Origin of the sequence: Segatella copri (genome assembly GCF_002224675.1) — a bacterium.
Lineage (GTDB): Bacteria > Bacteroidota > Bacteroidia > Bacteroidales > Bacteroidaceae > Prevotella > Prevotella copri_U.
This window is the reverse complement of record NZ_NMPZ01000023.1, coordinates 14,178-38,938: the sequence shown is the minus strand read 5'-3', so window position 1 is coordinate 38,938 and position 24,761 is coordinate 14,178. Positions and strand designations below refer to the sequence as shown.

General features: G+C 44.4%; 12 protein-coding genes and 1 tRNA gene. 11 read left to right on the top strand and 2 right to left on the bottom strand.

Translation table 11 applies throughout. The features are described from left to right. Positions 1–123 precede the first annotated feature (123 nt). Together CFT61_RS12715 and CFT61_RS12710 are read left to right on the top strand one after the other, a co-directional pair. A tRNA-Met gene (locus CFT61_RS12715) sits at positions 124–197 on the top strand. Positions 198–649: 452 nt separating this feature from the next. Further along, a complete protein-coding gene (locus tag CFT61_RS12710) occupies positions 650–1,315 on the top strand; it encodes a helix-turn-helix domain-containing protein (protein ID WP_176425606.1) in 666 nt (221 codons plus the stop codon). A 136-nt stretch (positions 1,316–1,451) separates the two neighbouring features. Here the strand turns inward: CFT61_RS12710 and CFT61_RS12705 are convergent, their stop codons facing one another. Then, positions 1,452–2,870: an aspartate ammonia-lyase gene (locus CFT61_RS12705; RefSeq protein ID WP_089544795.1), complete on the bottom strand. Its 1,419-nt coding sequence runs from the start codon at positions 2,868–2,870 to the stop codon at positions 1,452–1,454. A gap of 280 nt (positions 2,871–3,150) precedes the next feature. Here CFT61_RS12705 and CFT61_RS12700 point away from each other — a divergent pair, with 280 nt between their 5' ends. Continuing rightward, complete coding sequence (locus CFT61_RS12700) at positions 3,151–5,952, top strand: hybrid sensor histidine kinase/response regulator transcription factor (protein ID WP_089544794.1); 2,802 nt, start codon at positions 3,151–3,153, stop codon at positions 5,950–5,952. Between the two features lie 54 nt (positions 5,953–6,006). Next, positions 6,007–8,280: a GH92 family glycosyl hydrolase gene (locus CFT61_RS12695; RefSeq protein ID WP_089544793.1), complete on the top strand. Its 2,274-nt coding sequence runs from the start codon at positions 6,007–6,009 to the stop codon at positions 8,278–8,280. Positions 8,281–8,806: 526 nt separating this feature from the next. Here CFT61_RS12695 and dinB read toward each other — a convergent pair. Beyond that, positions 8,807–9,928: a DNA polymerase IV gene (gene dinB / locus CFT61_RS12690; RefSeq protein ID WP_089544792.1), complete on the bottom strand. Its 1,122-nt coding sequence runs from the start codon at positions 9,926–9,928 to the stop codon at positions 8,807–8,809. Between the two features lie 245 nt (positions 9,929–10,173). Between dinB and CFT61_RS12685 the strand changes: the two genes are divergently transcribed. From CFT61_RS12685 to CFT61_RS12655, 7 genes are all read left to right on the top strand, one after another. Further along, complete coding sequence (locus CFT61_RS12685; protein ID WP_089544791.1) at positions 10,174–12,477, top strand: TonB-dependent receptor; 2,304 nt, start codon at positions 10,174–10,176, stop codon at positions 12,475–12,477. Between the two features lie 423 nt (positions 12,478–12,900). Then, positions 12,901–14,103, top strand: a complete 1,203-nt coding sequence (locus CFT61_RS12680) for an ATP-binding protein (RefSeq protein ID WP_089544790.1) — start codon at positions 12,901–12,903, stop codon at positions 14,101–14,103. 175 nt (positions 14,104–14,278) lie between these two features. Further along, positions 14,279–16,183, top strand: a complete 1,905-nt coding sequence (locus tag CFT61_RS12675) for a GH32 C-terminal domain-containing protein (RefSeq protein ID WP_089544789.1) — start codon at positions 14,279–14,281, stop codon at positions 16,181–16,183. A gap of 197 nt (positions 16,184–16,380) precedes the next feature. Beyond that, positions 16,381–17,844, top strand: coding sequence for an AraC family transcriptional regulator (locus CFT61_RS12670; protein WP_176425605.1), 1,464 nt, complete (start codon positions 16,381–16,383; stop codon positions 17,842–17,844). 178 nt (positions 17,845–18,022) lie between these two features. Beyond that, positions 18,023–21,136 (top strand): SusC/RagA family TonB-linked outer membrane protein, encoded by a 3,114-nt coding sequence (locus tag CFT61_RS12665; RefSeq protein ID WP_089544787.1) that lies wholly within the window; start codon positions 18,023–18,025, stop codon positions 21,134–21,136. A gap of 31 nt (positions 21,137–21,167) precedes the next feature. Next, positions 21,168–22,904, top strand: a complete 1,737-nt coding sequence (locus tag CFT61_RS12660) for a RagB/SusD family nutrient uptake outer membrane protein (protein ID WP_089544811.1) — start codon at positions 21,168–21,170, stop codon at positions 22,902–22,904. A 38-nt stretch (positions 22,905–22,942) separates the two neighbouring features. Further along, positions 22,943–24,661 (top strand): DUF4980 domain-containing protein, encoded by a 1,719-nt coding sequence (locus CFT61_RS12655; RefSeq protein WP_089544786.1) that lies wholly within the window; start codon positions 22,943–22,945, stop codon positions 24,659–24,661. Positions 24,662–24,761: the final 100 nt, after the last annotated feature.

Genomic DNA, 24,761 nt, shown 5'->3' with positions numbered 1-24,761 from the left:
TCGGAATTTGAGCAAAAAAAAGAAAAAACAAACTTTTTTCGAAAATTTCTCCGAAAAAATTTGGTGGAACCAAATAATTGTTGTACCTTTGCACCCGCAAATCAGAAATGACTTGTAAAGGATGGCGGGATAGCTCAGCTGGTTAGAGCGTCGGATTCATAATCCGGAGGTCGAGGGATCGTGGCCCCCTCCCGCTACATTGAGACACTAACTTTTTAGTTAGTGTCTTTTTTGTGCGCCAAACTTTTCCACATTTTTCCACAAAAGTCTTGATAAAGTTTTCCACAGGGGTGTTGATAACTGTGGAAAAGAAATATAAGTACCTGATAATCAGTTTAGCCTTGTTTGGATAACGATTGTTGATAACCGAATCTTCTAAAAGTTCTTCACATTTTTTATCCATACTTTTCTTGCATTTTACAAAAATAAATAGTAAATTTGCCCCCAACTAAGAATTTGAGTCTTTATGAAGCAGCAACAAGTTTATAATTTGAAAGAGTTTGCCGCACGACACCATCTTGAAAGTATCTTTGGGGCTTATGCCGCACATATTTATATCGACGATCTATGCGAAAGGGATTTTATAGAGATGGCTCAAGAGCGCACCCTGTTCACTAAACTCGTGTTGGTGACCAGGGGAAATATCAAAATGGGGATACTTCAGCAAAGTGCTGAAGCCAATGATTCCGACAGGACGCTTTCGGCAGGTGAATTGCTGGTCGTCTCGCCCAAGCATGTCATTGCTTTTTCCGAGATGTCGGCGGATTTTGAGGCTGAGTGCATCCTGGTGGATGAGGAGATTACTGCCGATGTGGTGTATCAGTTATCGGCTGACAAGCAGAAATCTGCCATCGATATCTTTCACATGATTCGTGATATAGTGCGTCATCAGCACATCTACAAGGTAGAGATGATCCAGTCGATGGTGAATGTCCTGAAGCTTCTGGTTTCGGAACTTCCTTACGAGAATGTATCGGTGACTCGCGATTTGCGCCACAAGAAGGAAGTTTATGAGATTTTCCTTCATCTTCTGTATCGCCATTTCAAAACCGAGCGACAGATCAGGTTCTATGCCGACAAGTTGAATGTCTCGGCACCTTATCTTTCCAGGATGATCAAGGATATTTCAGGAACTACCGTGAATGATCACATCACCTCCTTGCTCTATAAAGAAATATGCAATCTCCTGAAGCAATCTGACATGACGATGGGAGAAATTGCAGATCATCTGCATTTCAGTGATCAGAGTGCCATGACGAATTTCTTTAAGATGAGGGCGGGAATGACGCCGCTGGCATATCGGAACCAAGGCTGATGTTGAAGGCTTTTGCCCTTACATGGCATATAAGCTTTATGTATAACAAATAACCTGTAAGCTATATTCCCTTGATAGGAATACGCTTACAGGTTTTTTGTTTGTCAGCTAATCAGCTGACTGGTTATGGAAAAATTTATTTCAGGGTAAATTTGTGTGACTGCAACATCTCCTTAGGGTCGAGTGCCTTGTCAAGCTCTTCCTTGCTCAGAATGCCCTGTTCGATGACGATGTCATAAACGGAACGGCCTGTGGCATGAGCTTCCTTGGCAACCTTCGTACTTTTCTTGTAGCCGATGATAGGATTGAGGGCAGTAACGATACCGATACTGTTCTTTACCATCTCGTAGCAGCGCTCCTTGTTGACGGTGATGCCGAGAATACACTCAGAAGTCAAAGTCTCAATAGCGTTCTTCATCCATGTCAAGCTCTCGAAGAGGCTCTCGGTGATGATAGGTTCCATTACGTTTAACTCCAACTGACCAGCCTCTGCTGCGAAGCTAACGGTAGCATCGTTACCGATTACCTTGAAGCAAACCTGGTTGGTTACCTCAGGGATAACAGGGTTCACCTTACCTGGCATGATAGAAGAACCTGGTGCCTTGGCAGGGAGATTGATCTCGTTCAGACCGCAGCGAGGACCAGAAGCCATCAGACGGAGGTCGTTACAGATCTTAGACAGCTTGATTGCCAAGCGCTTCAGAGCAGAAGAGTAGCTTACGTAAGCACCAGTATCAGGAGTTGCCTCTACCAGGTCTGTAGCTGTTTCGAAGTTTTCGCCTGTCAACTTGCTGAGGTTGGCTGCACAAAGCTTAGCGAAGCCAGGAACTGCGTTCAAACCTGTACCGATAGCTGTACCGCCCATATTGATCTCATGCAAGAGCTTCACATTGCGCTCCAGGTTGAGGATTTCCTCTTCCAGGTTGTTGGCGTATGCATTGAATTCCTGACCGAAAGACATTGGAACTGCATCCTGCAATTGAGTACGGCCCATCTTGATAACGTCAGCATATTCGTCTGCCTTGTAGCGGAATGCGCTGATCAAACCAGTTAAAGCACCTATCAGGTGTGTATTCATGCGAATCAAAGCCAAACGGATAGAGGTTGGGTAAACGTCGTTGGTGCTCTGTCCACAGTTGCAATGGTCGTTAGGAGAGCAGAACTGATAGTCACCCTTCTCGTGACCCATGATTTCGAGTGCACGGTTAGCGATTACCTCGTTGGCATTCATGTTAACAGAAGTACCAGCACCACCCTGTACCATGTCGATAGGGAAGTTCTCATGCCATTTGCCTTCGATGATCTCGCGGCAAGCCTGAGAGATAGAACCCGAAATTTCATCGTTGATCACACCGAGGGTATGGTTGGTCTCGATAGCTGCCAACTTCACGTAAGCGATAGCGATGATGAAATCAGGGTAAGCTCTCATAGTCTTACGGGAAATGTGATAGTTGTTGATACCGCGCTGTGTCTGTACACCGTAAAGTGCTTCTGCAGGAACTTTGAGTTCACCTAAAAGGTCTGACTCTACTCTAAAATTTTTAACTTCAGCCATAATATAGTTAGTTTTGTTGTTTATACTAATGTTATTTATTCTCTAGTTATTGTATTATTTTTATTGATTCTCTGTTTTCGGAAGAAGGAGTTGTTTCCTTTATCCGCTGCAAAGATACGATGATTTCTGTAGATTCTCTTTATAAAAAATGAACCTTAATTTGTAAAAAACGCACCAAATGCACTAAAATACAAAAAAAATAGTAAATTTGCACCAAAACTCTTGTAGAGGCAACTCTTTCAGAGTCTATCAGTCTATAAATTTAAACAATACAATAAATATGAAACGATATTTATACCTTATTATATATATAGGTTTGGGACTTTCTTTGGCAGCATGCAAGCAGCAGCCAAAGAAGTTTGTCATTGGTGTATCCCAATGCTCCGAGGATATCTGGCGCAACAAGCTCAATGATGAGCTGAAGATGGGAGAATATCTCAATGATTCGATTATCGTGAAGCTTGCTTCCTCGAATGATGACAATGTGTTGCAGAACAAACAGGTTAATCAGTTCGTGGATGAGGGCGTGGACTTGCTGGTCATCTCTCCTAATCAGTTGAGTGCGATTTCCAAGGCGGTGGAGCGTGCCTACGAGAAGGGAATCCCGGTGATTCTGTATGATCGTATCTCCAATACCGATAAATATACTGCATTCATCGGCTGCGACAACTATCATATCGGTAAGTCGATGGGTACCTTTATAGCTCAAAAGCTTCAGGGTAAGGGACGCATTGTTGAAATCTGTGGATTGGATGGATCTTCGCCTGCCATGGAGCGCCATCTTGGTTTCATGGATGCCATTAAACCATATCCGGGTATCCAGGTAGTTGCTTCTGAAGAAGGCAACTGGAAGGAGGAAGGAGGCGTTCAGGCAATGAAGCGCATCCTGAAGAAGACACAGGATTTTGATTATGTCTTTGCTCACAGCGATCGTCTGGCATGGGGTGCCTACGAGGCTGCCAAGCAGATGGGGCTGCAGCATCGTTATAAATTTACGGGTGTTGATGGAATGGCTACCCAGGGTGGTGGCCTGGAGCTGGTGCGCGATGGCATCTTCGAAGCTTCCTATCTTTATCCTACCAAGGGTGATGAGGTAATTGCCTTGGCGATGAAGATCCTGAAGCATCAGCCTTTTGAGCGGAAAAACTATCTCAGTACATCTATCATTACCCAGGAAAATGCGGAACTTACGTTGATGGAAGCCAGGGACGCTGAACGACAGGCTCATAATCTGAAGGCTTTGCATAAACAGGTGGATCGGTATCTTTCTGACTATAATTCCCAGAAAGTCATGTTGATAGGCTTGTGCCTGTTCCTGCTGGTTTGTATTGTCGCTGCTGCTATGATTTTCCGCAGTTATGTGGTGAAGGCTAAACTGAATGAGGAATTGGCGAGAACCAATGGAGAGTTGAAAAGAGTGAATGGGGAATTGGAAAGCAAGAACGCGGAGTTGAAACGACTGAACGAGGAGGTGTTGGAACTCACCCATTCCCGCCTGGTGTTCTTTACGAATATCAGTCATGAACTTCGTACCCCATTGACATTGATTGCCGATCCTGTGGAAATGCTGCTGGAGGACAGTGGTATCAAGGGAAAGAGTCGTGAACTTTTGAAGATGGTGAAGCGTAATGCGGTAGCTCTCCAGCAACTGGTGAGCAGCATCCTCGATTTCCGAAAGATTCAGAACGGAAAGATGGAATTGACGCTCTATCGCTTCGACCTGGTGAAAGCTTTGAAAATGTGGGTAGGCGATTTCCAGCTTACTGCTGAGCGCAAGCAAATCAAGCTCCATTTGGATATAACTGATTCTGTTGGTTCTCAGGAGGTGGTTGCAGATAAGGAGAAGATAGCTCGTGTTGTCTTCAATCTTCTGAGCAATGCCTTGAAATATACACCTGCCGGTGGCGATATTTTCGTATCTCTGAAAGATGAGGATGGAAAGTTCCGCCTGGATGTGCGAGATACCGGCAAGGGTATCTCGCAGGAAGAGGCTGGCAAGATTTTCGAGCGTTTCTTCCAGGCTAAGGGAGCAGCAAGCGGTACGGGCATCGGCTTGGCTTTGGTGAAGTCGTTTGTAGAATTGCATCATGGCGAGGCTCGTGTAGAAAGTGAGTTGGGTAAGGGATCCGACTTTTTCGTGGTGATTCCTCGTGAGCAGGAGGATAAGTCGCTAGTTATCCACACGGATGTGGATAATGTGGATAACTCTGTAAATGCTTCTTTATCAGAATGTAAAACTTTGATTAATGAGTCAGAACTGCAATATATCGACGATGGAGAGAGAAAAAGTGGAAAAGTACAGCAGGTGCTGAGCGAACATGCGAATAAGCCAACCGTCTTGGTTATCGATGACAACAATGATATCCGTCAGTATGAGCATACCCTTCTGCAGGATGATTATATCGTTCTGGAAGCTGCTGATGGTAAGGAAGGACTGGATGTTGCCAAGAAGGAAGTTCCCGACCTGGTGATTTGTGATGTGATGATGCCGGTGATGGACGGTTTGGAGTTTACCCAGAATCTGAAGACCCATACGGCAACCTCTCATATCCCTGTCATCATGCTTACGGCGAAGAATCTGGAAGAGCATCGTGCCGAGGGGTATGAACATGGTGCCGATTCCTACATCACCAAGCCGTTCCACAGCAAGGTGCTCCTGGCACGTATAGAGAATCTGTTGAAGCAGCGCAAACTTCTGAAGCATCTTTTCCAGGGCACTCTGGAGGCAGAGCAGGAAATCGCCGATTCTCATCTGGAAGATCGTGATAAGCAGTTTATGAAACAGCTTCACGCCATCATTCAGAAGAATCTCTCGAATAGCGAGTTTGGCGTCGAGGATATCGGTAAGCAGATAGGCTTGAGCCGCGTCCAGCTTTATCGCAAGGTGAAGGCGATGACGGGTTCTTCTGTCGTTGATCTGCTCCGTAAGGCTCGCTTGGCGAAAGCAAAGCGTTTGCTGGAATCCCGCAGTATGAGTGTCTCCGAGGTTGCCTATGATGTGGGCTTCTCTGCTCCTTCTTATTTCACCAAGTGTTTTAAAGATGAGTATGGTATGTTGCCGGGAGAAGTGGGAAATGTATAATATGACATCATATAATTAACGTAGTTTCTAATAATAACTAATTTTCTGAAGAAAATGAAAAGAAAATCACTTTTATTACTATTTGTATGTCTCACCTTGCTGGCACATGCTGTCAAGGTGAGCGTAAAGAATGCCGTAGATTTCGTCAATCCACTTGTGGGTTCAGATTCCAACCCCGAGCTTTCTACAGGAAATACTTATCCAGCCATAGCAATGCCTTGGGGTATGAACTTCTGGGTTCCTCAGACCGGAAAGATGGGTGATGGATGGCAATACACTTATTCAGCTAAGAAAATCAGAGGATTGAAGCAGACTCATCAGCCAAGTCCTTGGATCAATGATTACGGGCAGTTCTCTCTCTTGCCTACCGTGGGTAAACCGGTCTTTGATGAGGCGAAGCGAGCCAGCTGGTTCTCTCACAAGGCAGAGAAGGCTACACCTTATTATTATAGTGTCTATCTGGCAGACTATGATGTAACGGCAGAGTTGTGCCCTACGGAGCGCGCTGCCTTGATGGCTTTCACCTTCCCGAAGACTGATCAGGCAAATGTGGTGATTGATGCCTTCGACAAGGGAAGTTGCATCCAGGTGATTCCTGCTGAACGGAAAGTAATCGGTTTCTCTACCCGCAACAGTGGGGGAGTACCTGATAATTTCCGCAATTACTTTGTCATCGAGTTCGATCACGACTTTGATGCATTTGTCAGTGTGAAGGATGGTCAACTGATTTCAGCTAACGAACAGAAGGGAAACCACGTGGGTGCTATCATCACTTTCAAAACCAGTCAGCGTGGCGAAAAGATTCAGGCACGTGTAGCTTCTTCGTTTATCAGCAGCGCCCAGGCCATGCAGAATCTCAAGGAACTGGGACAGGCGGATATGGATCAGCTCAAACAGCAGGGCCGTCAGCGCTGGAACGAAGTTCTGGGAAAGATAGAGGTAGAGGATGAGAGTATCGATCATCTCCGTACTTTCTATAGCTGTCTCTATCGCTCGTTACTTTTCCCTCGTGCATTCTACGAGAAGGATGCTGCTGGCGAAATCGTGCATTACAGTCCTTACAATGGTACGGTTCAGAAGGGCTATATGTTCACGGATACTGGTTTCTGGGATACTTTCCGCTGTCTCTTCCCTCTTCTCAACCTGATGTATCCATCTGAAAACGTGAAGATTCAGGAAGGTCTTGCCAATACTTATAAGGAGAGTGGTTTCCTGCCAGAGTGGGCGAGTCCGGGTCATCGTGGTTGTATGGTAGGTAATAATTCAGCCTCTGTGGTAGCCGATGCTTATCTTTCCGGTTTGCGCGGCTATGATATGGAGACGCTTTGGCAGGCTGTGGTTCATGGTACCCAGGCTGTTCATCCTCAGGTAAACTCTACCGGACGTTTGGGATATGAGTATTACAATAAGTTGGGTTATGTGCCATACGATGTGAAGATCAATGAGAGTGTAGCCCGTACCTTGGAATATGCTTACGATGACTGGTGCATCTATCAGTTGGGTAAGGCTTTGGGAAAGTCCGCTAAGGAGCTGAAGCCTTTTGCCAAGCGTGCGATGAATTATCAGAAGGTGTTTGATAAGGAAACAAACCTGATGCGTGGCAGATTGAAGAATGGCAAGTTTATGTCTCCTTTCAATCCTCTGAAGTGGGGTGATGCCTTTACAGAGGGTAATGCATGGCATTATACCTGGTCGGTATTCCATGATCCTCAGGGATTGATCCAGCTGATGGGTGGTAAGGATGCTTTCAATCAGATGCTCGATTCTGTCTTTATCCTGCCTCCTGTTTTCGACAACAGTTACTATGGATATACGATTCATGAAATCCGTGAGATGCAGGTGATGAATATGGGAAATTATGCACATGGCAACCAGCCTGTTCAGCACGCTATCTATCTCTATGGCTATAGCGGTCAGCCTTGGAAGACTCAGTACTGGATTCGCCAGGTGATGGACAAGCTCTATACGCCAGCTCCAGATGGTTATTGTGGTGATGAAGATAATGGTCAGACTTCAGCCTGGTATGTTTTCTCGGCGATGGGATTCTATCCTGTTTGTCCTGGAAGTGGTCAGTATGTGTTGGGAACTCCTTATTTCAAGTCGATGAAACTTCATTTGGAGAACGGCAAGGAAGTAGATATCCAGTCGGAAGGCAAGGGATGCTATGTGGATGAAATGTTGCTGAATGGCAAATCTTACCAGCATAACTATCTTGATATGCGTTCTTTGATGCAGGGAACACAGATTACCTATCGACTTTCTGAGCAACCAAACTTGCAGCGAGGTATTCATAAAGATGATGCTCCTTACTCTTTTTCAAGGAAATAACCGATAGCGATTCAAAAAATCGTTCGGGAAAGGTGCAAAAATCGTTCATTTTCGATGAAAAGAGTGCAAAGTACCATTTTTTTCTAGTTTTTGAACGATAATTATCCATGACTTTCGCTAAATCTTTATACTTTTGCACCAGAAATTTGAAGTTAATAAATTGTTTCAAGTATTTGAGGTAGTAATATTTGCAAGTTTTTAAGTTTAGGTTTTAATGGTTTATAAAGTTTAAGATTTAGTAAGTTCATAGGTTTAGTAAGTATATAGGTTTTAGTTATTTAGGTTTATAGGATTGTTTTTCAGAGGTAATTAGTTTCTTTTAGGTAAAAGATTGTTTTGGGAAAATGTTAGTTAGTTGTTTAAGATAGGTTTATGTTAGTTTTGGGAAAATGAATAGTTAGTTTTGGGAAAAAACAGTAAAAATGAAAAAGCAGCTGCAGGAATATGCCTGTCAGCTGCTTTTCACTTTCTATTCGGGGCTTATCTCCTTTTCTTCTTTCATTTCATCTCCTTCTCATCACCTTTCTCATTCTTTCCATTCCTCAAACTCGAGTTCCAACTCCCGGTATTCAGGTTTCAGGGTACTGTTCTCCTTGTCTTCCTTCCGGGCTTCTTCTGAGGTGGCATTGCTTACGGATAGGCCCAACAGACGGATGGGACGACTCGAAGAGTAATTTACCAGTTGAAGCAGTCGCTTGGCAAGGGGAAGGATATCGTCCTTTTTCGTCAGAATCTTCTCCTGAGAGATGCTGCGAGTAATCTGGGTGAAATCCGAGAACTTCACCTTTAGGGTTAAGGTCCTTCCTTCAAAACCGCTTTTGGCGATTCTCTCCAGCAGTTCAAGAACCGTATGGTAGAGTTCGATAATCACTGCCGACTTGGCATAGATATCCTCCAGGAAAGTCTGTTCGCATCCCACAGATTTGCGTTCCCGATAGGTGATGACGGGCCGTTCGTCTATACCTCTTGCAAAATGGTAGAAGATATGTCCGGCTTTCCCGAATACTTCTACAAGATGTTCTTCGGATACTTTCCGTAGGTCGGCACCATTGTAGATGCCCATGAAGTGCATCTTCTGTAGGGTCTTCTTGCCTACGCCCCAGAAATCCTCTACAGGGAGCTGGGCGATGAAATCGAGAGCCTTATCGGGATGGATGGTGCAGATGCCGTCTGGCTTCCGGTAATCGGATGCCACCTTGGCGAGAAACTTGCAGTAGCTGATACCTGCCGAGGCTGTGAGACCTGTTGCCTCCTTGATACGGACCTTGATTTCCTTGGCGATATCCACCGCCAGTTCTATCCCTTTCTTGTTGTGAGTGACATCCAGAAAGGCTTCATCAATGGAGATGGGTTCAATGAAATCGGTGTATTCCTGGAATATCTGATGTATCTGATGAGATATTTCTGCATAATAAGAATGCCGGCACGGCACGATGATGAGATCTGGACAGCGCTGCTTGGCTTGAGCAATGGATTGCGCCGAGTGAACGCCCCATTTTCGAGCTTCATAGCTGGCTGTAGAAACCACACCACGAGGTCCGTCGAAGCCCACCGCTACCGGTTTGCCCCGAAGTTCCGGATTGTCTCTCTGCTCTACAGCTGCAAAGAAGGCATCCATGTCGATATGTATGATCTTTCGCTCTTCCATTGTCTGATATATTATGCTCTTATTATTAAAAGTTTGTTTTATGTATCTGCAAAATTACGAATTATTTCTTTTTTATGCAAATCTTTCTTCTTGTTCTTGATAATAATCGTTCATCAGCTAGCAATTATGTTACAATGAACGTTTTTTTTAATTCAATGATATGAATTTTAAAGCCTTTGATGATACTATTATATAATTTTGTAGCAGAAATAAAAAATAGGATTAACAAATTAGAAATTTTAAGTATGCACAACTTTTTAAATGGAAAGAGCGCAGCTATGATGCTTGCACTTTCATTGGTAAATGTTACAGCAGCTTTTGCACAGGATGATAATTCAAGTGCTAAGGAAGAGGGTAACCGTAATGTAATGCTTAATGCAGCCAGTGCGAATGGACCTCGTGAGATTCAGATAGGTTTGCCTTCTGCCGATGTTAACGTATTGGAGAATGGCTTACCTGTAACTTATGCAACCAATCCTCATTCTGTCAATACCATCTGGCGTGGCGATGCAAGTTTGAGCCATCAGGGATTGCTCAAGATTGCAGAGACAGCTATCACTACAGGTAATATCGGTTATGCCGTGAACTCTTTCACTCAGAAGGGTCAGAAAGGATTCAATGGTACTCTGAATTATAAGAGCAATCACTTCGGATTGCAGGAATTCTCTTTGAATATGAATGGCGATTTGGGAAGCGACTGGTACTACAGTTTTAACATGTATCAGGATTTCGACCCAGGAACCTTCAAGATCAAGTCAACTCCTTATCAGGACCGTACCCAGATTTACAAGGCGCTCCTTACCAAGAAGTATAACGGCAATCGTGGTGAGTTTACTGCCATGTATAGATATGCCAATAGCCATAGCGTATATAACTACGCTACTTCGGGTGCTCCATTCATCTATGTAGGCGATGGAAGTGTGAAGGAGTATGGAGATTTCAAGCTCGGAACTACCTCTTATCTTCCTGTAGATAATGATATGACCTATCGTGATATGCGTACTGGTGAGTTGAAGCAGACTTCTCTCTATGATGCCTGTCTGAACAAGACAAGCGAGGTAACCCTGATGAACAACTACCGTTTTGACAATGGCTTGAACTGGAAGGCTACCTTGAAGTACGATCATTCTCGCGGTGCTTTTGTATTCCAATCACCAATGTCTATCATCGATTTGAAGAGCGATGCCAACAAGGGCGTATATAATTATATGTATCGCGACATCGACGGACAGACTAAGGCTTACAATGGTCAGTATGTTCAGACCCGTATGTCCTGTCTCAATGCCGGTAAGATTGACGAGGCTCTTTTCACCACCGAGCTCAGCAAGAAATTCAGTACTTCCACCTTCCGTCTTGGCGTGAATGAGTGGTTCTACCATATCGATTATTGCTCAAATACAACCATGTATGACCAGAGTATACCTGCAGATGGCAGTTATGCCTTGCGAGTTTGGGATGCCAACCAGCGCAATGGCTATTTCTACGATTTCAACAAGAACGCCTCTGAGTATTATAAGGGAAGCGAAAACAAGCTGGCTCTCTACTTCACTCACGATTGGGATGTCACCAATAAGTTGAACCTCTACTATGGTGCTCGTCTGGAGTGGCAGAAGCTGAAGGGTGAAAATGCAGCAGTGAAGAATGCAAAGGGTGAATTCGTAGGCCGTTTTGCCGATTACTATCTCGGTGCTACGGCACCAGATAAGACTACTAAGATTGCTCCGGCAGACTTGAGTTACAACTGGTTGAACTATGATTTCTCTGTAGCAGCAACTTATAAGTTGACCGATAACTTCGGCTTCACTGGCGATTTCACTTACATCGTTCAGCATCCTAAGTTCGAGGCTTTTGCCCCAGCTACATTGCCAAATACGGATAAGATTTCTGTGCCACTCGGTCGTGCAGGTATCTACTACAATAACTCATGGTTGAGTTTGACATCGTTGTTCTCTTACATCTCAAAGACCAACAACAACTCAACTCTGAACTTGCAGCATGGCAGTGAAATCAAGGCAGCTCCTATGGCTTACGATATTCAGACATGGGGTTGGACAACCGATGCTGTGGCTCATCCTTTCAAGGGATTCGATTTCCACTTCCTCTTCACTTATCAGAAGCCAACTTACAAGAAATATGAGACATCGGTTACCTTCAGTGATGGTACCCCTGGCAACATCAATGCCACCGGCAACATTGTAGCCGAGATTCCTCAGATTCTCATCGAGTTGGATCCAAGCTACATGATTACCAAGGACATCAAGCTCTGGACCAGCTTCCGTTACTTTAGCAAGACCTATGCCAACATTAATGAGGCATATTACTTTAATGGTCACTGGGAGACTTTCGGAGGTTTGAACTGGCAGGCAACCAAGCGTCTGGCTCTCGGCTGCACCGTAGTCAACTTCCTCAACCAGACTGGTGCCAAGGGTAGTATCGCAGGTGCCGAGCTGATTACCAAGGATGAGGCCAAGGGAATCAAGAACCAGATAATGACGGGTAGTTATCTCCGTCCATTCACGGTTGAATTCACAGCTTCGCTGAAGTTCTAATTAGTTCAAACATAATAAGATAAGGCAGTACTATATAATAATGTATAGTGCTGCCTTTTTCTTGTTTTTGGTTTGGAAATGATTGGAAAAATATGGCTTTTGGTTTGGAAATGCACAAGAAATTATTAGTTTTTGGTTTGGAAATGAAAATAAAGTTGTATCTTTGCACTTGATTTTAAATGGATTAGATGTGTTTACACGAACTGCAATCAATTTTTATTACTGAGCCCCTTTTTAAAGTGGGCTCAGTTATTAGTTATGATGAATAAAAGCGGAGAAGTTTTAGTGTTTGTCTTCCTAAAAATGTCCGTAAAAGAAAAGTTTTAGGAATCAATTCCTAAAACTTTCTAAATAATCGTACTTCTAGTATGTAGATTCCTAAAAAATATGTATATTTGCAGCGTGACATGTAAAAATACGAAAATGAAGAGAATAGAACGACATAACTATCTGCAAAAGCTGATAGCTTTCAAGGATAAAAAGCTTATCAAGGTAATAACAGGCATCCGCCGTTGTGGTAAATCGACCATTATGGAGATTTATCGTGACTGGCTGATAGCTCATGGAGTAACGCAAGAGCAAATCATCTATCTCAATTTTGAGGACTATGACTATTTTGAATTGCGAGACCCAAGAAAACTGTATTCTTATGTCAAACCTTTGATACTGCAAGATAAGATGACTTACATCTTTTTTGATGAGATACAGCATGTCACGGATTTTCCGGATATCATCAATAGTCTTAATTTGAAGCCAACAGTTGATTTATATGTGACGGGTTCGAATGCCTACATGCTTTCTAGCGAGATAGCTACACTCTTGTCTGGCAGGTATGTAGAGATTGCGATGCTTCCGTTGTCTTTCAAGGAGTATGCGGAAGGTATCGGTGGTACGGATCATCTTCCGCAGACATATATAGAATATGTGAGCAAGAGCAGTTTCCCATATACATTGGAGTTGGATACGGCGAATGAGATTAGCGATTACTTGAATGCTGTTTACAATACGATAGTGGTAAAGGACATCATGAGTCGAAATAAACTTTCCGATGTGATGATGTTGGAGAGCGTGATACGTTTCACGGCAGATAATATCGGCAATATTCTCTCGACGAAACGTATTGCAGACTTGATGTCGGCTGATGGGCGAAAGATTGACCAAAAGACAGTGGAGAAATACCTGTCAACCCTTTGCGAGTCTTTCTTCTTGTATGAAGTGAAGCGATATAACATCAAGGGTAAGCAACTCCTCAAAACTTTGGGAAAATACTATCTGGTGGATATTGGTTTGCGACGTATGTTGCTTGGCTCTCGCTCTTTTGATGCAGGGCGTATTTTGGAAAATATCGTTTTTCTGGAACTCTTGCGTCGGCAGAAGAAAGTGTATATAGGCAAGATGGATAACTTGGAGGTTGATTTTGTTGCTATCGACGAGAATGACTTAACCTATTATCAGGTAGCTGCAACGGTAAGGGATGAGAAGACCTTGAAGCGTGAACTCGCTTCGCTTCAGCAAATCAAGGACCAATATCCCAAGTATATCTTGACGCTCGATGAAGACCCGACGGCAGATTATGATGGTATCAAGCGAATCAATGCGTTGAAATGGCTGATGGGGGAAGTATAGTCTTGTTGCCTCCAAGGAGATGTGAGAAAAAGAATCGTTCATGCACTGCGAAAGATGTTGCATGAACGATTTCTTGTATCGGGTGAAACGAAATTGATATGATAATTCCTGTTTTATCCTTACCTTTGCAGCAGAATTTAAACAATAGCACTAACAATTTAAAAAAGAACAGATCATGAAATCCAATTCAATGATTACAAAGGCTGCTTGCCTCATGTTGATGGCATCAGCTACCACTTCTGCCTTTGCACAGAAGATGAACATCGAACACAAGGGTGATACTACCATCGTCAAGGTGGAGAATCCTACCAAGTATCTTCTTCTCCCTATCCAGGAAGAGAAGGATGAGGCTCAGGTTTTGCTCGATACAGGTTCTAAGGATGATACCTGGATGGACGTTCGCCTGGCTCAGAATGGTTCTGATTACTATGTGCCTTTCGCTTTGGGCAAGGGTAAGACTGCTACCGTCAAGATTCTTGGCCTGAAGAAAGATGCCTTGGCACTCAACTTGCTCAAGCTCAGCGATACATTCGATACAACCAACACCGATTACTATCGTCCATCTTATCACTTCACTCCGCTCTATGGTTGGATGAACGACCCTAACGGAATGGTGTATAAGGATGGTGAGTATCATCTCTACTTCCAGTATAACCCATACGGAAGCAAGTGGGGTAATATGCATTGGGGCCATGCCGTAAGCAAGGACCTGGTTCATTGGGAGCATCTCGATCCAGCCATTGCCCGCGACCCTGTAGGTCATATCTTCTCTGGCAGTTCTGTCATCGACAAGAAGAATACTGCCGGCTTTGGCAAGAATGCCATCATCGCCATCTATACCAACAACAGTAGTGTAAACCATGATGAGGTGCAGTGCATCGCTTATAGCAATGACAAAGGTCGTACCTTTACCAAGTACGAGGGCAACCCAGTGTTGACTCCATTCGATGGCTTGAAGGACTTCCGTGACCCTAAGGTGTTCTGGTATGAGAAGGGAAAATGCTGGTATATGATTGTTTCTGCCGATAAGGAGATGCGTTTGTACAAGTCAAAGAATCTCAAGAAGTGGAATTATGTTAGTGCCTTCGGTAAAGGTATAGGTCAGCAGCCATGTCAGTATGAGTGCCCAGACTTCTTCCAGTTGCCTGTAAATGGTGATAAGAAGAAGATGAAGTGGGTGATGACGATGAATATCAACCCTGGCTGCTGGTTTGGTGGCAGCGCTACCGAGTATTTCGTAGGCGATTTCGATGGCAAGAAGTTTACTTGTCCTGATGCCAACGAAGTAAAGTGGCTCGATTGGGGTAAGGATCACTATGCTACCGTTACCTTCTCAAACACAGGCGACCGAGTTCTGGGTATCACCTGGATGAGCAACTGGCAGTATGCCAACCTTACTCCGTTTAAGCAGAATCGTGGTGCCAACGGTTTGCCTCGAGAGTTGAAACTCTACGAGAAGAATGGCAAGTATTATGTTTCTGAAAATGTAGCTCCTGAAGTATATGCTTTGAGAAAGGAAACCAAGGATTTGGCTGATGCTTCTGTAGCCGATGCCAAGAATCTGAAGGGTGTTGCTGCCAATATGAATGGTGCTTTCGAAATCGAAGCCGATGTAACTCCAGATGCCAACGGCATTGCCGGTATTGAGATTTCAAACAACAAGCGTGAGCGCACCCTGATTTATTTCGATATGAAGCAGGGCAAGGTGGTAATGGATAGAACAGAGAGCGGTTTGACCGATTTCGGCAAGCAGGCAGTTCCTCACGATATCGAGTTGGCTTGGGACAAGCAGCGTGCAGCTGAAGGCAAGGAGCCTGCCCGCATTGCCAATTCCATCAACTACAAGAACGATTTCGCTCTGGCTACCTGGGCTCCGTTGAGTCTTTGCGAGGATGGCAAGAAGACTTATCATGTTGATATCTTCGTAGATAAGTCATCAGTTGAGCTCTTCGTAGATGGAGGCCGTATCGCCATGACCAACCTCGTGTTCCCTGTAGCTCCATACGAGAATGTGAAGCTTTACACCCAGGATGGCAAGGCTGAATTCAAGAATCTGAAGGTTCACAAGCTTGGTTTGTAATCATGTAGATATTGTATAGTCGAATTGTAGGTTTTAATGTTAATAATAAGGAGTCGCAACTTGAATATATTTTGGGTTGCGACTCTTTTTTTGATAAAAAACGATGGGCGTTTCAAAAAGAATTAGTATTTTTGCGCTCATAATAAATACAACTATTGATGGAAAGACTTTATAAAAACTTAACTATACTATTTTGTATGATTCTTCTTCTAGGTTCTTGCACCCAGAAGAATGTGGTGATAGGTGTGTCGCAATGTTGTAGTGGAGTTTGGCGCGAGAAGGTGAATAATGAGATGCGACTGGCGCAGTATCAATATAAGAATGTGGATTTGCTGTTTACTACTGCAGAGAATGACGGGCAACGCCAGGCTCGGCAGATAGACAGTATGATAGCCAGGAAGGTAGATTTGATTGTTGTTGCCCCTGATAACGTAACTGATGTAACACCTGCCATCGAGCGAGCTTATCGTGCGCATATCCCGGTTATTCTCTTCGACAGAAAGGTAAAGACATCCCATTATACAGCTTCCATCGGTGGCGATAATGTAGAAGCGGGTAGGGAAGTAGCCCGCTTTCTTGTCAGGAAACTGGATGGAAAAGGTATCGTTGTTGAGATTACGGGCTTGAAAGATGCTTCTCCTGTCATTGAGCGCCATCGTGGTTTCCATGAGGTGATGAAGAATTATCCGGGAATCAAGGTGGTTACCCTGGAAAGCAACTGGAAGTTGGAGCGAGCCCAGGAGTTGATGAAACAATATCTGGATAAGTGTGGACATGCGGATGGCGTGTTTGGACATAGCGACCTAGGTGCCATAGGAGCCTTTCTGGAAGCAGAGAGACGAGGCATTGATAAGCAGATGCTGATAGTAGGCATTGATGGATTGCCTGGAGAATGGGAAGGAGTGGATAGAGTGAAGAGAGGACAGTTTGCTGCTTCTTATGTCTATCCTACCCAGGGCGAGAAGATTATGGAATTGGCGATGAATATCCTTCAGGGTAAACCCTATAAGAAGGATAATGTGATGAAATCATTCCTTGCTACCTCTGAAAACTGTGATGCCATCGCCCTACAATATCAGGATTTGGAAGTCAAGATGAAGAATTTGGATCAGATTTCTGACAGTCTTGATTCTTATTCAGAGGTATCCCGCATCCAGCAATGGATGATTATTGTTGCCGTCGTTATTGTCCTAGTTCTGCTCATTATCATCTTCTATATATATAAGGTATATAGAAAGAAGCTGCAGAAGCAGAAAGCCGTGGCTCGTGGATTCATTGAGAACAAGGAGGGCTGGGCTGCTGAACTGAATCACTTGGATGAGAGTGATCGTTATTTCATGGATCGTTTCAAGAAGAAGATTCTTGATAATATGGGCAATGCTGATATGAAGATGGATGATTTGGGAGCCGAGATGCAGTTGAGTAAAGTACAGCTCTATCGCAAGGTGAAGGCTATGACAGGAAAAACGCCTGTCGAGCTCCTGAAAGAGATGCGTCTGCAGAGAGCCTATACGCTCCTGATGCAGACTGATAAGACTGTAGCTGAAGTCTCGGCAGAAGTAGGCTTTGCATTACCGGGCTATTTCTCTTCATGCTTCAGAAAGCAGTTTGGCGTTCTTCCTACCGATTTCAGAAATAAACAGTTATCTAAAAGAAAATAGTTTTCTAACTCCTTTAAAATAAGTACTTTAAAATCTTAGCAAAAGATAAGAAAATCGTTTCATGTAACATAATTATTGTTGCAGGAACGATTTTTTTTATTTATATCACAGCTTTTACCCTAATTTTGCAGCAGATTCAAACAATCACAATTTTTGGAACTTAAAACGTTATAATAGTATGAACAATCTTTCAAGATTACTGATGAGCTCTGCGCTCTGTGCTGTTTGCACCATGGTTAGTGCACAACAGGTAAATGTAAATGGCATCGTAAAGGATGCTACCGGTGAGACTGTCATTGGTGCATCTGTTATGGTGAAAGGCACAAAGACTGGTACTGTTACCGACTTTGATGGTAACTTCCATGTAGAATGTGCTCCTGGTTCCACACTTGTTATATCTTATATTGGATATAAGACGCAAGAAGTAAAGGCTTCAGACAATATGGAGGTAACACTTCAGGAAGATGCCAACGACTTGCAGGAAGTAGTTGTAACAGGTTATACCACTCAGAAGAAGGCTGACTTGACCGGTTCCGTGGCTGTGGTTTCAACCAAGAACCTGAAGACAAGTTCAGAGACAGACCCGATGCGTGCTTTGCAGGGTCGTGTTCCTGGTATGACCGTCACTACCGATGGTTCTCCTATTGGTTCAGGAACCGTGCGTATTCGTGGTATCGGTTCTTTCAACTCTTCTCAGGATCCTCTTTATATCATAGATGGTGTGCCTACCAATATGGCATTGAATACTCTCAATACAAATGATATAGAGAGTATGCAGGTTTTGAAGGATGCCGCTTCGGCTTCTATCTATGGTTCCCGTGCATCGAATGGTGTCATCATCATCACCACCAAGAAAGGTAAGAAGGGTAGCAAGGTGGCTGTTGACTTCTCTGCCAACCTGACTGCACAGTTCTATTCCAACCAGTCGAAGATGAAGCTGATGAACTCCAGCCAGTATGCTACTGCGATGGCTCAGGCAGCCCTGAACGATGGACTCGATCCTGTAGCTTATGCTGCCAACTACGGCATCGACTTGAATGCGGCCTCTGGTACTCCAATCACCGTTTGGAATCCTGCTACCAACCAGTATCAGAACTATACTATCAATGGTCGATATGATGGCTACATCAATGCCAAGAAGACCATGCGATTTTCAGATACCGACTGGCTCGATGAAATCTCTCGCACAGGTTTCTCGCAGAACTACGACCTCTCTGTATCTCATGCCAATGACAAGCATAGCGCTATGTTCTCCTTGGGATACAAGAACAATGAGGGTGTCTTGAAATATACCGACTTCGAGAATATCTCAGCTCGTTTGAACACCTCTTGGAATTTAAACAAGATCGTAACCGTAGGTGAGAATGTAACATTGACTTATACCTCTCAGGTAGATTGCCATCCGATGGAGAATGCCTTGAAGATGCCTTCTATCGTTCCGGTTTACGAAGAAGATGGCAAGACCTTCGCAGGTCCTGTAGGAAGTATGGCCGACCGTCAGAACCCTTGTCGTGAGCAGTATCAGAACCGCAATAACCACCTCGACTACTGGCGCATCTTCGGTAATGCCTTCGTAGAATTGAAGCCTGTCAAGGGATTGACCCTGCGTTCTAACTTCGGTTTGGATTTTAAGACTTCGTTTATCAATTCGATGACGAATACTTATCATTCCGATATTGTCAACAATGACATCGCCAAGACAACGCTCTCAAATAACAATGAGACTAACTGGACATGGTCTAACACAGCCCAGTACGTTACTCAGATTGGCAAGCACAACATCGATGTACTCGGTGGTATGGAATTTTCCAAGCAGTCGGTTATCGATTTCTCTGCCTATTCAGAAGGCTATGCGCTGGAAGATAAAGATTATATGTGGCCAAATGCTGCCACGGGAACGATGCGTAACTCGGGTGCGAAGGTAGGCTATCGCCTGGCTTCTTTCTTCGGAAAGGTGAACTACAACTGGGATGATCTCCTCTTGGCTTCCTTCACTATCCGTCATGATGGTTCTTCACGTTTCGGTAAGGCTCATCGCTGGGGTACTTTCCCTGCTGCATCACTCGGCTTCAGATTCTCCAATCTTCTGAAGAAGGATTGGTTGGATGATGCCAAGTTGCGACTCTCTTGGGGTCAGACGGGTAACCAGGCTATCGACAACAATGCACAGTTTGGTCTTTATGTAGTGGATTACGGACTAGACCGTGTAACCTCTACTGCATACGATCTCTTCCTGCAAGGTTCAGGTACCTTCCCTTCTGGTTATCGTGCCACACAGTTGGCTAACCCTAACTTGAAATGGGAGGCAGCTACCCAGTATAATGTAGGTTTGGATTACACCCTGTTTGGCAACACCCTCTATGGTACAGTGGATGCCTATATTAAGAATGTAAAGGATATGTTGATTAATCCTGCTTATCTGGGTGCAACTGGTGAAGGTGGAAATTCATGGCAGAATGGTCCTTCGCTCCGCAACTGGGGTATGGAGTTCACCGTGGGTTATCGCAAGACCTTGGCTAATGGACTTGGCATCGATGTGAACGGCAATCTGGATTTCTTCCGCAACAAGGTTACTTATTTGCCAGCATCAACAACAGGTGCTTACGCTCACACATCTAAGGAAAACCTGGTGCAGAGTGGCAAGTCATACGGTTCTATCGTAGGTTATGTAGCCGATGGAATTTTCCAGAATCAGGAAGAAGTAGATAAGTCTGGACAGCCAAACGCACGTGTCGGTGGATTGAAATACAAGGACTTAGATGGTAAAAATGGAATTACTTCAGATGACCAGACTTGGATTTTCGACCCTGTGCCAGCCTTCTCTTATGGTTTGAATATTGCTCTCAACTACAAGGGCTTTGATTTCAGTATGTTCTGGCAGGGTGTCTATGACCAGGATGTGTATAACAACCAAAAGTTCCAGACCGACTTCTGGGCTATTACTGATGGTGGTTCTAACAAGGGTACCCGTTTGCTCGATGCTTGGAATACCAACAACACTGGTTCTTCCATCCCACGCTTGAGCACCATGAATACAGCCGATGAAGGTCGAGCATCTTCTTACTTTGTGGAGAATGGATCTTACTTGAAGTTGCGTACCTTGCAGGTGGGTTACACCATCCCAAGCAGCATCCTCTCTAAGTTGAAGATGACCAGTGCCCGTGTCTATCTCTCAGGTCAGAATCTTTTGACCATCAAGAGCAATAGCCTGACCTGTTCAGACCCAGAGAATCCAAACTGGAACTATCCACTTTCAACATCCGTATCATTCGGACTTCAGGTAGGTTTCTAAAATGTTTCATATTTTTAAAGAGAATTCTAAGATGAAAAAGTTATATACAATGGTGCTTGCAGCAGCACTGGTAGGAACATTCACCAGTTGTGATGATTTCCTGGATTACACCCCAACAGCTGTGGTTGATGAAGACAAGGCTTTCAGCGAGCCGGACAAGATGGTAAACAGTGCCTATGCGATGTTGGGCGACTGTTGGTATTCTTACCCATTCAACCTTTGGCCATACGGCGACCTTTCTTCAGACGATTGTTTGAAGGGCGGCGGTGGTACCGGTGACACCGGTTATCACGATGTGGAGATCTGGAGTACCTTGACCTCTACTAAGGGCGAACTCGACGAGTTATGGTATCGTCTCTATTGTGCTGTTTCCCGTTGCAACCGTGCCTTGGTTTCTTTGCAACAGAATGGTGAGAGCACACTGGGTGCTGAGCTAACCAAGCAGCGTGAGGCAGAGGTTCGTTTTCTCCGTGCTCATTTCTATTTCAAGTTACTTACCATGTATCGTCAGATTCCTTGGATAGACGAGAAGGTTTATGAGGATAAAGCAACAGAGAGCACATCAAACACTCAGTTTACTTACGAGGAATTGTGGAAGAAGGTGATAGCCGACTTCCAGACAGCATACGATGTACTTCCAGCTAAGCAGAAGGATGGCGGTCGTGTCAACAAGATTGCTGCCGCAGGTTATCTGGCTAAGTGTTATCTTACCATTGCCTGGGGTGATGGCTATGAGGCAACCGATGGTGTTGACCATATTAATAAGGAGTATATGCAGAAGGTTGTCGAATATACTGATGTGGTGAAGAATTCTGACTATGGTTACATGGCAGACTTCGGTGACATCTTCCTGCCTGACAATAAGAACAGCAAGGAGTCAGTTTTTGCTGTCCAGGCTTCCGACTATAGCGAGGACCATACTACCTTCGGACGTGGCAACTGGTCTAACGTGCTGAATGGCTGTTGGGGTATGTGGTCTTGCGGATGGGATTTCCACAAGCCTTCACAGGACCTGGTGAATGCCTTCAAGACCAAGAACGGACTTCCTGAGTTTGATGACTACAACAAGACTTGTGATTATCCTGTAAATGGTGAGCCTAATAGTCAGAAATGGGATCCACGTTTGTTCCATACTGTAGGAATGCCTACCTTCCCATATAAATATGAGTCAGAATACACGATGACTACAGCCAACTCTCGTACACCAAACGTTTACGGTTACTATACCTCTCTGAAGGAAGTACCACAGCGTTCAAAGGGTGAAACTTACAATGGCTCTTGGCAGGCGTTTGCGATGAACGACTATGTGCTCCGTTATAGCGACATTATGTTGATGCGTGCTGAGGCTTTGATAGAGTTGGACCGTCTGGCTGAGGCTCGTACCATCATCAACGATATCCGTCAGAGAGCCAAAAATTCTGTGGATAAGCATATTGAATATGCCAAGGATCAATGTGATATAGCCCTCTATCCGGAGTCTTATTTCCAGGATAAGGAGACCGCAAGAAAGTGCCTGCGCTGGGAACGTCGCCTGGAGATGGCTATGGAGAACGGCCGTTTCTTCGACCTGCGCCGCTGGGGCATTGCTTCTGAGACATTGAACAAGTATTTTGCATCAGAGCAGAACGATAAGTATGGAGAGCAGACATACGCTCAATACCTGAAGGATGCCAAGTTTACTCCAGGCAAGAACGAGTTCTATCCGGTTCCATATAACCAGCTGTATTACATTCCTGGTCTTTATAAGCAGAATAAGGGATACGAGTAATTACCATCGGTATTTTTAGATAATTAGATAATTAGACAATGAAAAAGATATTTATTTCAGCGCTTGTCGCTCTTTGCGGTTTTACCGCCAGTTATGCCCAGCAGGCTTCCTTCTTGAGCAATAACCACTGTCTCTATCGCATCAGCCAGGAGAGTCAGAACCAGAAGTGTCTCTTGCTCCCTGTGCAGGAAAATGCAGAGATAGCCAATATTAAGGTGATAGCTGACAACAAGCAGGTGAAAGCCTTCAATGTGAAGTTGGCTAAAGACCACGTAGATTATTACGTGCCTCTCTATATGAATGAGTTTGCCGGTTTGAAGGGCCTGGCTCTCGATATCCATGTAAACGGCGATTATAGCAAGGAGGGTTTGAACGCCCTCACTTGCTGGGAGAACATGAAGTTCTCTGATTCTTTCGATATGAAGAATCGTGAACAGTATCGCCCAGTTTTCCATCACACTCCTGCTTACGGATGGATGAACGACCCTAATGGTATGTTCTATAAGGATGGCGTATGGAATCTCTATTTCCAGTATAATCCTTATGGATCACAGTGGGAGAATATGACCTGGGGACATTCTACTTCCACCGACTTGGTACATTGGAAGTTCCAGGGTACTCCTATCCAGCCTGATGCTGTAGGTACTATCTTCAGTGGTTCTGCCGTGGTTGACAAGAACAATACCTCGGGTTTCGGAAAGGATGCTGTGGTTGCACTTTATACTTCGGCTGGTGAGAACCAGACACAGAGCATGGCTTACAGCACAGATAATGGCAAGACCTTTACCAAATATGAGGGAAATCCGATCATCACCAGCAATGTGCCTGATTTCCGTGACCCTCACATGTTCTGGAACGAGGACATCAAGAAATGGAATATGATCATGGCGGTTGGTCAGCACATGGAAATCTATTCTTCAGATAACTTGAAGGACTGGAAATACGAAAGCTCTTTCGGTGAGAAGTATGGCAACCATGGCGGTGTCTGGGAATGCCCAGACTTGATGAAGATGAAGGTTCGTGGCACCGGTAAGGAGAAGTGGATGCTTATCTGCAACATCAATCCTGGTGGACCTTCCGGAGGTTCTGCTACCCAGTATTTCATCGGTGATTTCGACGGTCATAAGTTTACTTGCGACAGTAAGCCTGAGGTTACCAAGTGGATGGATTACGGTAAGGACCACTATGCCACAGTTTCCTTTGATAATGCTCCAAACGGTCGCCGTGTGGCTATCGCCTGGATGAGCAACTGGCAGTATGCCAACCAGGTTCCTACCCAGCAGTACCGTTCAGGCAACTCTATTCCTCGCGACTTAGGTCTCTTCGAGTATAAGGGTGAAACTTATTGCAGCGTGGTTCCATCTCCTGAGATGACAGCAGCAAGAAGCAAGAAGGCAGGCAAGAAACTCACAGAATCTTGCGAGATGGTGGTGAACCTGAAGGGAAATGCTACTATCACTTTGAGCAACGACAAGGGCGAGAAGGTAGTGATGAACTACGATGCCAAGGCAGAGACTTTCTCAATGGATAGAACCAAGAGCGGTAAGATGGATTTCAGCAAGGACTTCGCTGCAGTCACCAAGGCTCCAACCTATGGCAATATCAGCCAGCTGCGCATCTTCATCGACAAGAGCAGTATCGAGGCACTGGATGCTGATGGCAAGATGTCTATGACCAATCTCGTGTTCCCAAGCAAGCCTTACAACAAGGTTACTGTAAAGGGAATGGGTAAGTATCAGATTTACGACATCAAGTAACCTCATCTGTTAAGAACTGAATCTATAAGATAATTGTTTCTAAGAGTGTTACTGATGTAACAATGCAACATAAATGGTAGCTGATGAACGATATTTTATG

What these genes read in the sequence shown, in the direction of transcription:
- CFT61_RS12665 (WP_089544787.1), top strand. Translation starts at nt 18,023, where the DNA reads ATGAACAATCTTTCAAGATTACTGATGAGCTCTGCGCTCTGTGCTGTT.
- CFT61_RS12700 (WP_089544794.1), top strand. Translation starts at nt 3,151, where the DNA reads ATGAAACGATATTTATACCTTATTATATATATAGGTTTGGGACTTTCT.
- CFT61_RS12705 (WP_089544795.1), bottom strand. Translation starts at nt 2,870, where the DNA reads ATGGCTGAAGTTAAAAATTTTAGAGTAGAGTCAGACCTTTTAGGTGAA.
- CFT61_RS12710 (WP_176425606.1), top strand. Translation starts at nt 650, where the DNA reads ATGGGGATACTTCAGCAAAGTGCTGAAGCCAATGATTCCGACAGGACG.
- CFT61_RS12655 (WP_089544786.1), top strand. Translation starts at nt 22,943, where the DNA reads ATGAAAAAGATATTTATTTCAGCGCTTGTCGCTCTTTGCGGTTTTACC.
- CFT61_RS12675 (WP_089544789.1), top strand. Translation starts at nt 14,279, where the DNA reads ATGAAATCCAATTCAATGATTACAAAGGCTGCTTGCCTCATGTTGATG.
- CFT61_RS12695 (WP_089544793.1), top strand. Translation starts at nt 6,007, where the DNA reads ATGAAAAGAAAATCACTTTTATTACTATTTGTATGTCTCACCTTGCTG.
- CFT61_RS12680 (WP_089544790.1), top strand. Translation starts at nt 12,901, where the DNA reads ATGAAGAGAATAGAACGACATAACTATCTGCAAAAGCTGATAGCTTTC.
- CFT61_RS12670 (WP_176425605.1), top strand. Translation starts at nt 16,381, where the DNA reads ATGATTCTTCTTCTAGGTTCTTGCACCCAGAAGAATGTGGTGATAGGT.
- dinB (WP_089544792.1), bottom strand. Translation starts at nt 9,928, where the DNA reads ATGGAAGAGCGAAAGATCATACATATCGACATGGATGCCTTCTTTGCA.
- CFT61_RS12685 (WP_089544791.1), top strand. Translation starts at nt 10,174, where the DNA reads ATGCACAACTTTTTAAATGGAAAGAGCGCAGCTATGATGCTTGCACTT.
- CFT61_RS12660 (WP_089544811.1), top strand. Translation starts at nt 21,168, where the DNA reads ATGAAAAAGTTATATACAATGGTGCTTGCAGCAGCACTGGTAGGAACA.